Genomic DNA, 14,461 nt, shown 5'->3' on the forward strand with positions numbered 1-14,461 from the left:
GGCCGGCTACCCGATCGGCGCGGTGTCCTCGATCTCGACGAGGAAGACGAGCGTCTGCCCGCCGAGCGGGTTCTGCTCGCTCTGATCCGTGCCGTACGCGTACTGCGGCGGAATGGTCACGATGAGCTTCGTGCCGACCTTCTGGCCGACGAGCGCCGCGCCGAAGCCCTGGATCACCTGGTCGGTGGCGAACTGGACGGGCTCGCCGCCGTAGCTCTCGTCGAACACCTCGCCGGTGTCCCAGCTCGTCCCCTGGTAGTGCAGCGTGACGTTGTCGCCGGCCTGCACCTCGTCGCCGTCGCCCTCCTCGAGCACCTTCAGCTGGAACTCGGCCGGCGGCGCCGTGTCGGGAAGGGTGACGGTGGGCGCCTCGCCGTCGGCGCCGAACTCCACCTCGGGCACGTTCTCGGTCCACTCGGCGGGCTTCAGCGCCTCCTGCACCTCGACGACGTCGACCACGATGACGACGGTCTCGCCGGGAGCCACGCCGATCGTCTCGTTGCCGGTCTCCCCGTAGAGCGTCGCGGCGGGGGCGACGGTGACGGTGCGCGAACCGGTCGGCACGCAGTCGATGCCGGCCAGGAACGCCTCGAACACCGTGCTGTCGCCGACCGTGATGGTGGCCGGCTGCGAGAAGATCTGCTCGCCGCTCGCGCCCGAGAAGGCGCTGACGATGGCGTTGACGGGGTCGCCGGCGACCGTCTCGTCGCCGTCGCCCTCGATGACGATCGTGCGCTCGAGGTCGTCGGCCTCGAGCGGGGTCGTGAAGGTGGCGGTCGGGACGTCGCTGAACTCGCCCTCGACCGTCACGCCGTCGCTCAGCGACCCGGGGGACAGGTCCATGCAGTCCGCCGCGGCGGTCGTCTCGGGGGCGTCCGGCTCGGATCCGCCGGCGCATCCGGCGAGCACGAGGGCGGTGGCGGCGGCGAGTGCGACGGGCGCGGCACGGCGCAGGGCACGATTCATGAGGGGAGGTCTCGTTTCGATCGGAACGGCGGGACTCCAGTCTGCCCGCTCCGGCTCTCGATTGCCTGAGACTTCGCGTTTCGCCAGATCAGGGCGAGAATGGGCAGATGGGGGACACGACGACGGTACCCGATTTCGCAGCGGAGTTCGGCCGGGGGGCCGCTTCGTTCGCGGAGTTGGACGAGGTGCTCTGGAATCCGATCTCGACCGCTGCGGTCGCGCGTTCGCGCCCGCAGTTCGATGAACGCGTGCTCGACGCCTGCTGCGGCGACGGGGCATCCGCGCTGCCGACCGCGGAGCTCGTCGGGGTCGGCGGTCTCGTCGACGCCGTCGACATCGCCGAACCGCTCACCGCCCTCGTGCGCGAGCGCGCGGGCGAGCGGATGCCGCAGCTGCACCCCCAGGTCGCCGACGTCACGACGTGGGAGCCGACCGGCTACGACCTCGTGCAGTGCGTACTGGGGATCTTCTTCTTCCCCGATGTCGCGGCCGGAACCCGGCACCTCATCGAACGTGCCCGGCCGGGTGGCCGCGTCGCCATCACGGTGTGGGCCCGCGGCGCGCTCGAGCCCCTGCCCGAACTGCTCGTGCGGGCGCTGCCCGAGGGGGCGGCATCCGATCTCGACCTCGAGGAGCTGACGACGCCGACGGTGGAACACGCCGAGACCCCGGGCAGCCTGGCGCACCGGCTCGGCGAGCTCGGACTCGTCGACGTGCGTGCCGAGCAGGTGCAGCGGCACCTCGACCTCACGCCCGAGGTCGCCTGGCTGCTCGTGCGCGGCACGGGGCTGCGCGCGATCGTGTCGGGGCTCGACGACGCGGAGCTCGAGGGCGTGCGGGAGCGCTTCCTCGCCGCACTCGAGGAGGGCGGCGTGCGAACGGCCGACATCTCGACGCTCATCGCGGTGGGGCATCGGCCGCAGGAGTGAGGGGGCGGGTTTCGAGACGCTCGCTGCGCTCGCTCCTCAACCCGCGGTGGGATCGGGGCCGGTCGCCACGGGGCGGCCGGGCTGGTTCGACCACTGGCTCCACGAGCCCGGGTAGAGCGCCGCGTCGATGCCGGCGAGGGCGAGTGCCGCGACCTCGTGCGCGGCGGTGACACCCGACCCGCAATACGCCGCGACGGGCGTGCCGGGCACGGCGCCGTGCGCCGCGAACCGCGCGCGCAGCGCCTCGGCGGGCAGGAACCGCCCCGCCGCGTCGAGGTTCCCGGCGCTCGGCGCGGAGCGCGCACCCGGGATGTGCCCGGCCCTCGGGTCGACGGGCTCGACCTCGCCCCGATAGCGCTCGGCCGCCCGCGCGTCGAGCAGCACGCCGTGGTCGGGGAAGGCGGCGGCACCGTCGGCGTCGATCACGGGCATCGTCCCGTAGTGCGCGGTCGCCGTGCCGGGCTCGGGCTCGGCGTCGCCGGTCTCGAGCGGATGCCCCGCGCCGGTCCATGCGGCGAGCGCGCCGTCGAGCAGGCGCACGTCCTCGACGCCCGCGTGTCGCAGCAGCCACCACGCCCGGGCCGACGACTGGTTGCCGGCGTCGTCGGTCACGACCACGGTGTCGCCGTCGTGGATGCCCCATGAGCGCATGGCTCGGGTGAAGGCCGCCTCCGACGGGAGCGGATGCCGCCCGAGGCCGTCGACCGCGTGATCGGCGAGCTGCCGGTCGAGGTCGACGAACACGGCTCCGGGGATGTGTCCGGCGCGGAATGCGGGGGCGCCGTCGGGGTCCGCGAGCGTCCAGCGCACATCGAGCACGACGGTGCGCGTTCCGGCCCGCCCGAGGCGCTCGTCGTCGAGTCGGCGGGCGAGTTCGTCGGCGGAGATGAGAAGTGGCATGATTCCATCCTCTCGCGCACGGTCTGCGCCAAGATCGTGTGTATCAGTTGCATCACGACGACTTGCAACGCCCGAATACGCAACGTATCGTCGTATCAACCGAAATAGTGACCGAATGGTCGGTCATGAACTCGGGCCCTACTCAGCGACGAGAACCCGATCTCGGGCTCAAAGGAGAGTTCACCCATGCACCGTGCGCAGCGCCGCCTGCTCATTCCCGCCGCGGTCGCGGCATCCATCGCCCTCGCCTTCACCGGTTGCTCGACGTCGAACTTCGGCGGCGGCGACGGCGGCGACGGCGCCTCGGAAGAGGGCCCCATCAAGATCGGCGCCGTGCTCGACATCACGGGCGTCGGCGCCAACCTCGGCGTTCCCGAGCAGAACACGCTCAACATGCTCTCCGAGCAGCTCAACGAAGACGGCGGCATCAACGGCCGCGAGGTCGAGCTCATCATCAAGGACAACCAGTCCACCGAGGACGGCGCCGCCAAGGCGACGACCGAACTCATCGAGAACGAGCAGGTCGACCTGATCATCGGCGCGTCGCGCACCGGCCCCTCGCTGGCCATGCGTCCGCTCGTCGAGGCCGCCCAGCTGCCGACCATCTCGATCGCGGCCAACGCGGCGATCGTCGACGGTTCCGAGTGGGTCTTCAAGACCGCGCAGAACGACGTCGTCGTGCTCGAGCGCATCCTCGACGACGCCGAGTCGAAGGGCTACACGAAGGTCGCCCTCGCCCGCGACGCCACCGGATTCGGTGAGGGCATCGCCGAGATCATCACCGAGCTCGGCGCCGAGCGGGGCATCACGCTCACCGCCACCGAGGCGTTCGAGCCGAGCGCGACCGACTTCACGGCCCAGATGACGAACCTGCGTGCAGCCGACGCCGACTTCGTCATCATCTGGGGCATCACCCCGTCGGCCGGCCTCGCGCAGGCCGCCTACGTGCAGATCGGCGTCGGCAAGCCCGTCTACCAGTCGCACGGCGTGGCGAACGCCGCGTTCTTCGAGGCCGCCGGCGATGCCGCCGAGGGCGTCATCGCGCCGATGGGCCGCCTGCTCGTGGCCGACCAGCTCCCCGCCGACGACCCGCAGAAGGAGGTCATCGACCAGTTCATCGCGGACTACACCGAGGCCTTCGGCAGCGCCCCGTCGAGCTTCGCGGGCCACGCGTACGACGCCTGGAAGATCGGCGTCGCGGCGATCGAAGAGGCCGGAACCGACCCCGAGGACCTGCGCGACGCGATCGAGGCGACGAGCGACTTCGTGGGCATCTCGGGCATCTTCACGATGACCCCCGAGAACCACTCGGGCCTCACCGCCGATGCGCTCATCCTGGCGATCGCCGAGGGCGGCCGCTGGAACCTCTACTCAGAGTGAGCAGCATCCGTTGACTGATTTCCTCCAGCTGACGGCGGCAGGGTTGTCACAGGGTTCTGTGTACGCCCTGCTCGCCGTCGGCCTCATCGCCACCTACACGGTGCGGCACGTCGTGAACATCGCCCAGGGCGATTACGCGATGCTGGCCGGCCTGGGGAGCATCTCGCTCGTCAGCGCCGGCCTGCCGCTGCCGGTCGCCATCCTCATCGCCCTGATCTCGGTCACGCTCGCGTCGGTGCTCATCGAGCGCCTCGTCATCGCGCGCGTGAAGAACCTCACCACGCTCGTCTCGATCATCCTCACGCTCGGCGTCTCGACGCTGCTGCAGGCGATCATGCTGCTGGTGTGGGGCGCCGAGGGCCGGCGCCTGCCCGCCTTCCCCGGCGAGGACCTGCTCATCGGGGGCGTCAGCATCCGCTCGCAGGAGCTCTGGATGCTCGGCGCGCTCGTGGTCGTCGGCGGCGGCGTCCTGCTGTTCTACGAGAAGACCCGCTGGGGCAAGGCGCTTCGCGCGTCGGCCGAGCAGCCGGTCGCGGCGCGCATCGTGGGGATCTCGCCGGCCGTGGCATCCGTCATCGCGTTTGCCATCGCCGGTTTCGTGGGCGCGGTCGCCGGCGTCGTCTCCTCGCCGATCTACCTCTCCATCTGGTCGGGCGGGCTGCTGCTCGGCCTCAAGGGGTTCGTGGCTGCCGTGCTCGGCGGACTCGTCTCGTTCCGAGCCGCGATCGTGGGCGCCCTGCTGCTCGGCGTGCTCGAGTCGTACGTCGCGGGGTACGTGGCCTCCGGCTGGAAGGACGCGGTCGCGTTCTTCATCCTCATCATCGTGCTCATCATCCGACCGGCGGGCCTCGTGCTGCGCCCGAACGCGGTAAGGGTCTGACGTGACACTCCTCCAGAAATCGCCAGGGGCCGTCCGGTCGAAGACCGGGTTCTGGCCGAACAACCGCGCGACCATCATCGGCGTGTCGATCCTCACCCTCGTCGTGCTCGTCCTGCCGTTCACGGCGACCTCGACGATGATGAACATCGCCGTCTTCTCGATGATCTTCGCGCTGCCCGCGATCGGCCTGTCGCTGCTCATGGGCCTCGCCGGCCAGGTGTCGCTCGGGCAGGCCGCGTTCTTCGCGATCGGCGCCTATACGCACGCGATCCTGCTGCAGAAGTTCGAGATGCCCGGCATCGTCGCGGCCGTCGGCGGGGTCGTCGCGGCCATGCTCGCAGCGCTCCTCGTGGGCCTGCCGATGCTGCGCCTGCGCGGCCACTACCTCGCCCTCGCGACGCTCGGCCTCGGCTTCATCGTCATGATCGCGGTGCGCGAGTGGGAGTTCACGGGCCGCACGACGGGCATCTACGGGTTCGGACGACCCGAGGTCTTCGGCATCCCGATCAACAACAACGGACTGTTCTTCTGGTACGTCGCACCGTTCGTGATCATCGGCCTCGTGCTCGCGTTGAACCTCACCCGCTCGCGCGCCGGCCGGGCGCTGTCCTCGGTGAACGACTCCGAGCTCGCGGCGGAGTCGCTCGGCGTGAACACCTACGCCCTGCGCGTCAAGGTGTTCACGCTCTCGGCCGGCTTCGCCGGCCTCGGCGGCGTGTTCTACGCCTACCAGGTGCAGATCGTCTCGCCGCAGATGGCGGAGTTCCATGTGTCGGTCGAACTGCTGCTCATGGTCGTCATCGGCGGCCTCGGCTCGGTGTGGGGCGCCATCGCCGGTGCCTTCATCGTCGAGCTGCTCTCGGAGGGCCTGCGCGACCTGATCCCCGCGATCATCCCGGGCGCCACCGGCGAGGTGCAGCTCATCGGCTACGGTCTGGTCCTCATCCTCGTCATCCTGCTCCTCCCGGGCGGCCTCTACCAGGCGGTGCGCACGGTGTGGGCGGCGATCCGTCGACGTACGGCGGACCGGCGTGCGGTCGCGGCGGCACGTGTTCCCGACGGCACCGCCGACGGGGGCACGGGCGAGGCGCCCACCCGCGCATTCGGCGGCCTTCCCGGCGAGGAGCCGCCGGCACCGCAGTCCGCGGCGGTCGACGAGGAGGGCGTGCCCAACGTGCCGGCCGTCTCGACGCCGCTCGCGGTGGGCGAGCCGATCCTCGAGGTACGCGGGCTCACGAAGCGCTACGGCGGCGTCGTCGCCGTCGACGACGTGAGCTTCACCGTTCCCGCCGGACGGATCATGGGCCTCATCGGTCCGAACGGCGCCGGCAAGACGACGTGCTTCAACATGATCACCGGTGCGATCACGCCCACCTCGGGCACGGTCGCCTTCCTCGGCGAGGAGGTGCAGGGCCGCAAGCCGCATGTCGGCGCCGTGCGCGGACTCACCCGCACCTTCCAGAACCTGCAGGCGTTCACGTCGACCGACGTCGTCGGCAACGTCTACATGGGGCGGTACCGCAAGGGTCGCGCGGGCATCATCCGCGGCATGCTCGGGCTCCAGGGTCGAGAGCAGTACCGCAACGAGGAGATCGCCCGCGACATCCTCGACACCATGCGCCTCGGCGATGTCGCCGACCTCGCCGCCGGCGACCTGCCGTTCGGACGCCAGCGCATGATGGAGGTCTGCCGGGCACTCGCATCCGAGCCCGCGCTGCTGCTGCTCGATGAGCCGATGGCGGGCCTCTCGGGCAAGGAGCGCGATATGCTCGCGACCCTGCTCAGGGCGCTCCGCGACGCCGGCCTCACGATCGTGCTCGTCGAGCACGACGTCGCGCAGGTCATGGCGCTCGCCGACACCGTGGCGGTGCTCGACGACGGCGTGCTCATCGCGCACGGGGATCCCGAGTCGGTGCGCAACGACCCCGCGGTCATCGTCGCCTACCTCGGCACCGACGCCGAAGAGGCGAAGCACGAACTCGAGGAACTGGAGGAGCACGCATGACCCTCGTCGTCAACTCGCTCGATGCGGGCTACGGCAAGCTCGCCATCCTCCACGACGTGAGCCTCGAAGTGTCCGAGGGCGAGATCGTCACGGTCGTCGGCTCGAACGGTGCCGGCAAGACGACCCTGCTGCGCGCGCTCAACGGCATCATCCGGCCGACGTCCGGCACCGTCACCCTCGACGGCACCGACATCACCGGTCGCCCGACGGAGAAGATGGCGGCACTCGGCATCACGCACGTGCCCGAGAACCGGCTCTGCTTCCCGTCGCTCACCGTGCGCGACAACCTCATGCTGGGCGCGTGGAGCCGCGGCGGCAAGGGCGACCTCGACGCCGTCCTCGAGCTCTTCCCGCGGCTGCAGCCGCGGCTCGGGCAGGCGGCCGGCACACTCTCGGGCGGTGAGCAGCAGATGGTGGCCATCGGCCGGGGCCTCATGGCCTCGCCGAAGGCGATCATGCTCGACGAGCCGTCGATCGGGCTGGCACCGAAGGTCGTCGCCGAGATCATGAAGGTGCTCACGCAGCTGCGTGAGCGCGGACTCGCGGTGCTCCTCGTCGAGCAGAACGTGCGTGCCTCGTTCGGCATCGCCGACCGCGCGGTCGTCATGCAGCGCGGTCGCGTCGTGCTCGAGGGCACGCCCGGCGAACTCGTCGAGCTGCCCGAGGTGCGCAACGCCTATCTCGGGGGTGCGGCCGCCTAGGTCCCAGCCACCACGAAGGCGACGGATGCCGCGGGAAAGTCCCGCTCGCGGCATCCGTCGCCTTCGTTGATGCCGTCCTGCGCATACGACTCGCCGGGACCGGCTCCGGCCCGGCCGGTAAACTGACCGGACGGAACGTTGCGAGCGCGGGGAGAGTGGATGATCGCCAGCCTCGCAGTCTTCGCCGCCGTCGCACTCCTGACGCCGCTTCTGACGAGGTGGCTCGGCCGGCGGGTGTTCCCGATCGTCGCGCTCGTGCCCGCCGCCGTCTTCGTGCTGCTGCTCACCCTGCTCCCCGGCGTGCTCGCCGGGGAGCCCGTCGTCGAGGTCGTGCCCTGGATCCCGCAGCTCGACATCGCCCTCTCGTTCCGGCTGGACGCCCTCGCCCTGCTGCTGGCCCTCATCGTCACCGGCATCGGCGCGCTGGTGCTGCTCTACTGCACGCAGTACTTCGATGACGACGAACCCGCACTCGGCCGGTTCGCGGCGCTGCTGCTGGCCTTCGCGGGAGTCATGCTCGGCCTGGTCACCGCCGACGACGTGTTCCTGCTGTTCACGTTCTGGGAGGCCACGAGCGTGCTCTCGTACCTCCTCATCGGCCACTACACGGGCCGGAAGGAGAGCCGCGGTGCGGCACTCCAGGCGCTCACCGTGACGACCTTCGGCGGACTCACGATGCTCGTCGGGCTCGTGGTGCTCGTCGTCGCCGGCGGCACGACGTCGTTGGCGGAGCTCATCGCCGATCCCGTCGGCGGCACCGCCGGCGCGGTGGGCGTCGCGCTGGTGCTCGTCGGCGCCATCTCGAAGAGCGCGCTCGTGCCGTTCCACTTCTGGCTGCCCGCCGCGATGGCCGCGCCCACCCCCGTCTCCGCCTACCTGCACGCCGCCGCGATGGTGAAGGCCGGCGTGTACCTCGTCGCCCGCCTCGCGCCCGGGTACGCCGACCTCTCGGTGTGGCATCCGCTCATCGTCGTGATCGGCGCAGGCACCATGCTCGTCGGCGGCTGGCGGGCACTGCGGCAGACCGACCTCAAGCTGCTGCTCGCGTACGGCACGGTGAGCCAGCTCGGCTTCCTCGTGCTCGTCACGGGCTTCGGCACCCGCGACGCGGCACTCGCCGGCGTCGCGCTGCTGCTCGCGCACGCGCTGTTCAAGGCCACGCTCTTCCTCGTCGTCGGCATCGTCGACCACGCCGCGGGCACGCGGGACGTGCGCCACCTCTCGGCGGTCGGCCGGCGCATGCCCGTCGTCGCGACCATCGCGTTCCTCGCGGCCGCCTCCATGGCGGGAGTGCCGCCGCTCATCGGCTTCGTGGCCAAGGAGGCCGTGTTCACCGCGCTGCTCGAAGCGGCGATCGCCGGCGATGCCTGGGCCTGGACGGCGCTCGTCGGCGCGTTCCTCGGCTCGGTGCTCACCGTGGCGTACACGGCCAGGTTCCTGTGGGGCGCATTCTTCACCAAGCCGGGCGCGGGACCCACGACGTTGCACCGCACGGGCCCGCTCATCGGCGTCGCACCGGGGGTGCTCGCGATCGCGAGCCTCGTCTTCGCGCTCGCCGTGCCGCTCGTCGAGCCGCTGCTCGCCGGCTACGCCGACGAGCTGCCCGGGCCGACGGAGTACCACCTCGCGCTCTGGCACGGGCTCGAACCTGCGCTCGCGCTCTCGGCCGCGGTGTTCGCGCTCGGCGCCGTGCTCGTGTGGGCGCGGCGGCCGGTCGCGCGGCTGCAGGCCGCGATGCCGCACGCCATCGACTCGGGACGCGGGTACCTCGCGATCGTGGGTGCGCTCGACCGGATGGCGGCAGGCCTCACGACGTTCATCCAGGCGCGTGGCGTGGCCGGCTACGTCGCCGTCATCGCCACCGTGTTCGTCGCCGGGCTCGGCGTGGCGGCCCTGCGCAATTCGACCTGGCCCGAGTCGCTGCGCCTCTGGGACCTCCCCGGCCAGCCGATCATCGCAGCACTGATCATGGTGGCGGCCATCGCCGCGGCCATCGTGCGACAGCGCATGACGGCGGTGCTCCTCGCGGGCGCCACCGGCTACGGCCTCGTCCTGCTGTTCGGCACGTCCGGCGCGCCCGATCTCGCACTCACCCAGGCCCTCGTCGAGACCATCACGGTCGTCGTCTTCGTGCTCGTGGTGCGCCGGTTGCCGCGGCAGGTCACCATGCGTGCTCAGGCGGTGCGCGCGCCGTTCCGCATCGCGATCGGCGTGCTCTCGGGCACCGTCATGGCGGTCATCGGGTTCGTCGCGCTCGGGGCGCGCGTGCAGCCGACCATCGCCGAGGGGCTGCCGGCGCTCGCCGTCGAGGCGCACGGCAAGAACATCGTGAACGTCATGCTCGTCGACATCCGGGCCTGGGACACGCTCGGCGAGATCTCGGTGCTCGTCGCCGTGGCGACGGGCGTCGCGAGCCTGATCTTCATCTCGGGTCGCACGGGCGGCGCGCCTCGGCTCGACGCGCCGACCTCCCGCCGCGAGCGGCTCCGCCCCCTGCCCGAGCAGGCCGACACCATGCGCGGTGCGCGGGCGAGCCTCACCGATACGGAGCACGAGACCGACGCCGCGGGAACGGCGGCGGCCACCAGGCAGACCTGGCTGCTCGCGGGGCGGACGCTCTCGCCACGCAACCGTTCCATCCTCGTCGAGGTGCTCGTGCGGCTGTTGTTCCACCCGGCGATCGTCGTCTCGGTGTACCTGCTCTTCGTCGGCCACAACGCGCCGGGCGGCGGGTTCGCCGGCGGGCTCGTGGCCGGCCTCGCCCTCGTCGCACGCTACCTCGCGGGCGGGCGATACGAGCTCGGCGAGGCGGCGCCGATCGATGCCGGCCGCCTCCTCGGCACGGGCCTGCTGGTCGCCGCGGGCACGGCGACGCTCCCCCTGCTCTTCGGTCGCACCGTGTTCGAGTCGTCCTGGCTCGAGACCGACGTGCCCGTGCTCGGCACCATCTCGATCGGCACCTCGACGCTCTTCGACCTCGGCGTGTACCTCGTGGTCGTCGGCCTCGTGCTCGACATCCTCCGCTCGCTCGGCGCCGAGATCGACCGACAGCGGGAGGACTCCGACCGACACGGCCTTCCCGACGCGATCGCCCCGGCCGACGATGCCCTCCACCCCGACACGCCGCACGACGAGCGCCGTGCGGTCGAGGCATCCCGCGCCGCCTCGGCCGACGAGGAGGCCCGCAGATGAGCGCATCCCTCACCCTCGTGCTCGTCATGGGCGTGCTCTTCGGGGCGGGCATCGCGACCATGATGGAGCGCAGCCTCACGCGCGTGCTCATCGGGTTCCTGCTCGTCGGCAACGGGGTCAACCTGCTCATCTATCTCATGAGCGGCACCCCCGGGCTCGCACCCATCCTCGGCGAGGGCGTCGACGGGTCCGAGATCTCCGACCCGCTGCCGCAGGCGTTCATCCTGACGGCGATCGTCATCAACCTCGGCATCACCGCCTTCCTGCTCGCGCTCCTCTACCGCAGCTGGTGGCTCGCTCAGCTGGGCGAACGCGGCGATCTCGTCGACGACGCCGCGGAGCACGTCGAAGACGCCGAGGAGACCGCCGACCTCATCCGCAGTTCCGCCGCCGACGACCAGGCTGTGCAGGAGATCATCGTGGCCAGCGACGAGGAGTTCGAGTCCGGCGACGAGGAGCTCGACCCCTCCGCGGGCGCGGGCGGTCGTGAGGAGTCCGCGAAGCGCGAGCACGATGCATCCGCTCGCCGGCCCGGGAGGAGGCGACCGTGAACCCCACCGCACTCGTCCCGCTCGTCGTGCTGCTGCCCCTCCTCGGCGCGGCGGCCGCGCTCATCCTCGGCCGGCACCGGCGAGCGCAGATCGTCGTGAGCACCACGGTGCTCGCCGCCGTCGCCGCGGCCGCCGCCGTCCTCCTCGCCGAGGTCGACCGCACCGGCAGAGGCGTCTCGGTCACCGTGGGCGCCTGGCCTGCGCCGTACGGCATCGTGCTGGTCGTCGACCGGCTGAGCGCGATCATGATCGTCATCTCCGCGCTCGTGCTGCTCGGCGTCCTCCTCTACGCCGTCGGCCAGGGCGTCGCCGACCGGCACCGCGAGACGCCGGTGTCGATCTTCCACCCCACGTACCTCATCCTGTCGGCCGGCGTCTTCAACGCGTTCATCGCGGGCGACCTGTTCAACCTCTACGTCGGATTCGAGATCCTGCTGTCGGCGAGCTACGTGCTGCTGACCCTCGGCGGCACGGGCGAGCGCATCCGCGCGGGCGTCACGTACATCCTCGTCAGCCTCGTCTCGTCGCTGTTCTTCCTGAGCGCCATCGCGCTCATCTACGGCGCGACCGGCACCGCGAACATCGCGCAACTCTCGGTGCGCCTGGCCGAGCTGCCGCAAGACGTACAGCTCATCCTGCACCTGCTGCTGCTCATCGCGTTCGGCATCAAGGCCGCGGTGTTCCCGCTGTCGTTCTGGCTGCCCGACTCCTACCCCACCGCGCCCGCCCCGGTCACGGCGGTGTTCGCGGGCCTGCTCACCAAGGTCGGCGTCTACGCGATCATCCGCTCCGAGACGGTGATCTTCGCCGAGAACGACCTCACGACGCTGCTCATGGTCGTGGGCGGACTCACGATGCTCGTCGGCATCCTCGGCGCCCTCACCCAGGCCGACATCAAGCGCCTGCTCTCGTTCACGCTCGTGAGCCACATCGGCTACATGATCTTCGGCATCGCCCTCGCGAGCGTCGCCGGGCTCGCCGCCACCGTGTACTACGTCGTGCACCACATCACGGTGCAGACGACGCTCTTCCTCACCACCGGCCTCATCGAACGATTCGGCGGCGCCACGTCGATCAACCGCCTCGCCGGGCTCCTCGCGGCGTCGCCGCTGCTGGCGATCCTGTTCTTCATCCCGGCGCTGAACCTCGGAGGCATCCCGCCGTTCTCGGGCTTCCTCGGCAAGGTCGGCCTGTTCGTCGCCGGTGCGGACGCGGCCGTCGGCGCGGATGCCGCGGGCGAGATCGGCCCCGGCACCTCCGCCCCCGACTGGCTCATCTGGACGGTCATCGCGGTGGGCGCGCTCACCTCGCTCATCACGCTCTACGCGCTCAGCCGGTTCTGGAACATGGCGTTCTGGCGCGGGCGCGACGAGCTCGCCGGCTACGAGTCGGTGCTGCTCTCGTCGGTGCAGGAGGCGCCCGACGGCGGGGTGGTCACCGCCACGCGCACGACGCCGTGGCTCATGGTGGGGGTCACCACCGGCATGGTCGTGCTGACCCTCCTGCTCACCGTGTTCGCGGCTCCCCTGTTCGACCTGGCGGACCGGGCGGCCGAGAACCTGCGGGACCCCTCCGTGTACGTGTCCCTGGTCTTCCCGGGGGGTGTGGAATGAGTGCTGCGGATGCCACGACCACGCCTCCCGAGCCGCGCGACGGGCCGCCCGGGCCCACGGAGCCGCCGACCGATCCGTCGCTCTCGCGCTGGCAGGCGGTCTGGCGCCAACTCCCGCTGCTCCTGATCCTCGTGGTGCTCTGGGTCTTCCTCTGGGACCACGTCGACGTGCTCACCGTCACCACCGGGGTGCTGCTCGCGATCCTCGTGACGCGTTTCCTCTACCTGCCGCCGGTGCTCCTGAGCGGCCGCTTCAACCCGTGGCGCGGACTGCTCCTCGGCGTCCGGATGATCATCGACGTCGTGATCGCGTCGATCCAGGTGGCCGGTCGCGCGATCTGGCCGACGTGGCAGCCGCTGAACGCGATCATCGCCGTGCAGCTGCTCACCCGGTCGGATCTCATCACGACGCTCACGGCCGAGGCCATCACGGTCGTGCCGGGCACGGTCGTGGTCGACATCGACCGGGAGCGCGGGCTGCTCTACGTGCACACCCTCGGCACGCGCACCCAGGCGGACCTCGACAAGGCGCGGGAACACGTGCTCATCGTCGAGGAGCGCATCGTGCTGGCGATGGGAACGCGCGAGCAGGCCGCCGCGGTCCGGCGCGCGCGGCGCGCCCGTCGGGACGCCGAGAAGGGAGGCGAGGCATGACCCCGCTCACGATCATGGGCCTCGCCGCCGGAGTGATGTTCGGCATCGGCGCCATCGCCGCCGTGGCCCGCATCATCCGCGGCCCCTCCATCCTCGACCGCGCGCTCGCGACCGACGTGCTGCTCGCCATCGCGATGTGCGCCCTCGGCACCGAGATGGCGATCAACCGCCACACCGACACCCTCGTGGTGCTGCTCGTGCTCGCGGTGTTCGCGATCGTCGGCTCGATCGCGATCGCCCGGTTCATCGGAAGGCAGGACGAATCATGAACGCGGCCGAGCTCGGGATCGGCGCGCTCATCCTGCTGAGCGGCTTCCTCTCGATGGCGGCCGGCGTCGGCGTGCTCCGCTTCCCCGACGTGCTCACCCGCCTGCACGCCGGCACGAAGCCGCAGGTGCTGGGGCTCGCGGTGGTGCTGCTCGCCATCGTGCTGCGGGTGCCGACGTGGGGGGTGCTGTCGACCGTGGTGCTCATCATGGCGTTCCAACTGCTCACGCAGCCCATGACCGCCCACATGCTCGGCCGATCCGCGTACCGCAGCGACCACGTGCGCTTCGACCTCCTGATCGAGGACGACCTGGGCCGCGACATCGCCGAGCACGATCGGGGTCGCGGTCAGGGCCGGAGCTCTGGCGGCTGACCGCGTCTGCCGCGTCCGGTGACGGTCGGGCGCTTCCCCGGAACGCGGCGA

At 71.1% G+C, this 14,461-nt stretch carries 13 protein-coding genes; 11 read left to right on the forward strand and 2 right to left on the reverse strand.

Translation table 11 applies throughout. The features are described 5' to 3' along the window. Positions 1–6 precede the first annotated feature (6 nt). Positions 7–966 carry an FKBP-type peptidyl-prolyl cis-trans isomerase gene (locus EZM51_RS06060; protein ID WP_169053805.1) on the reverse strand — a complete coding sequence of 320 codons (960 nt, stop codon included), beginning with the start codon at positions 964–966 and terminating at the stop codon, positions 7–9. 107 nt (positions 967–1,073) lie between these two features. Between EZM51_RS06060 and EZM51_RS06065 the strand changes: the two genes are divergently transcribed. After that, the gene (locus EZM51_RS06065; protein WP_136707365.1) at positions 1,074–1,895 is read left to right on the forward strand and encodes a class I SAM-dependent methyltransferase; all 822 of its coding nucleotides are present in this window, start codon (positions 1,074–1,076) and stop codon (positions 1,893–1,895) included. 36 nt (positions 1,896–1,931) lie between these two features. Here the strand turns inward: EZM51_RS06065 and EZM51_RS06070 are convergent, their stop codons facing one another. Continuing rightward, entirely contained in the window at positions 1,932–2,795 is an 864-nt protein-coding gene (locus EZM51_RS06070) for a sulfurtransferase (RefSeq protein ID WP_136707366.1), read from the reverse strand. A gap of 186 nt (positions 2,796–2,981) precedes the next feature. Between EZM51_RS06070 and EZM51_RS06075 the strand changes: the two genes are divergently transcribed. From EZM51_RS06075 to mnhG, 10 genes are all read left to right on the forward strand, one after another. After that, the gene (locus EZM51_RS06075; protein WP_136707367.1) at positions 2,982–4,175 is read left to right on the forward strand and encodes an ABC transporter substrate-binding protein; all 1,194 of its coding nucleotides are present in this window, start codon (positions 2,982–2,984) and stop codon (positions 4,173–4,175) included. A gap of 43 nt (positions 4,176–4,218) precedes the next feature. Beyond that, entirely contained in the window at positions 4,219–5,055 is an 837-nt protein-coding gene (locus EZM51_RS06080) for a branched-chain amino acid ABC transporter permease (RefSeq protein ID WP_169053806.1), read from the forward strand. 1 nt (position 5,056) lies between these two features. Continuing rightward, on the forward strand, positions 5,057–7,060 hold the full coding sequence (locus EZM51_RS06085) for a branched-chain amino acid ABC transporter ATP-binding protein/permease (RefSeq protein WP_136707369.1): 2,004 nt from the start codon (positions 5,057–5,059) through the stop codon (positions 7,058–7,060). Next, entirely contained in the window at positions 7,057–7,761 is a 705-nt protein-coding gene (locus EZM51_RS06090) for an ABC transporter ATP-binding protein (protein WP_136707370.1), read from the forward strand. The genes EZM51_RS06085 and EZM51_RS06090 overlap by 4 nt, the downstream gene beginning before the upstream one ends. Before the next feature lie 159 nt (positions 7,762–7,920). After that, positions 7,921–10,953, forward strand: coding sequence for a Na+/H+ antiporter subunit A (locus tag EZM51_RS06095; RefSeq protein ID WP_136707371.1), 3,033 nt, complete (start codon positions 7,921–7,923; stop codon positions 10,951–10,953). After that, a complete protein-coding gene (locus tag EZM51_RS06100) occupies positions 10,950–11,504 on the forward strand; it encodes an NADH-quinone oxidoreductase subunit K (RefSeq protein WP_136707372.1) in 555 nt (184 codons plus the stop codon). Before EZM51_RS06095 ends, EZM51_RS06100 begins: the two co-directional genes overlap by 4 nt. Continuing rightward, complete coding sequence (locus EZM51_RS06105) at positions 11,501–13,117, forward strand: Na+/H+ antiporter subunit D (RefSeq protein ID WP_136707373.1); 1,617 nt, start codon at positions 11,501–11,503, stop codon at positions 13,115–13,117. The genes EZM51_RS06100 and EZM51_RS06105 overlap by 4 nt, the downstream gene beginning before the upstream one ends. After that, entirely contained in the window at positions 13,114–13,770 is a 657-nt protein-coding gene (locus EZM51_RS06110) for a Na+/H+ antiporter subunit E (protein WP_136707374.1), read from the forward strand. The genes EZM51_RS06105 and EZM51_RS06110 overlap by 4 nt, the downstream gene beginning before the upstream one ends. After that, on the forward strand, positions 13,767–14,039 hold the full coding sequence (locus EZM51_RS06115) for a monovalent cation/H+ antiporter complex subunit F (protein WP_136707375.1): 273 nt from the start codon (positions 13,767–13,769) through the stop codon (positions 14,037–14,039). Before EZM51_RS06110 ends, EZM51_RS06115 begins: the two co-directional genes overlap by 4 nt. Beyond that, complete coding sequence (mnhG, locus tag EZM51_RS06120; RefSeq protein ID WP_136707376.1) at positions 14,036–14,410, forward strand: monovalent cation/H(+) antiporter subunit G; 375 nt, start codon at positions 14,036–14,038, stop codon at positions 14,408–14,410. Before EZM51_RS06115 ends, mnhG begins: the two co-directional genes overlap by 4 nt. The last annotated feature ends 51 nt before the right edge of the window (positions 14,411–14,461 follow it).

Origin of the sequence: Agromyces sp. H66, assembly GCF_004959775.1 — a bacterium.
Classification (GTDB): Bacteria; Actinomycetota; Actinomycetes; order Actinomycetales; family Microbacteriaceae; genus Agromyces.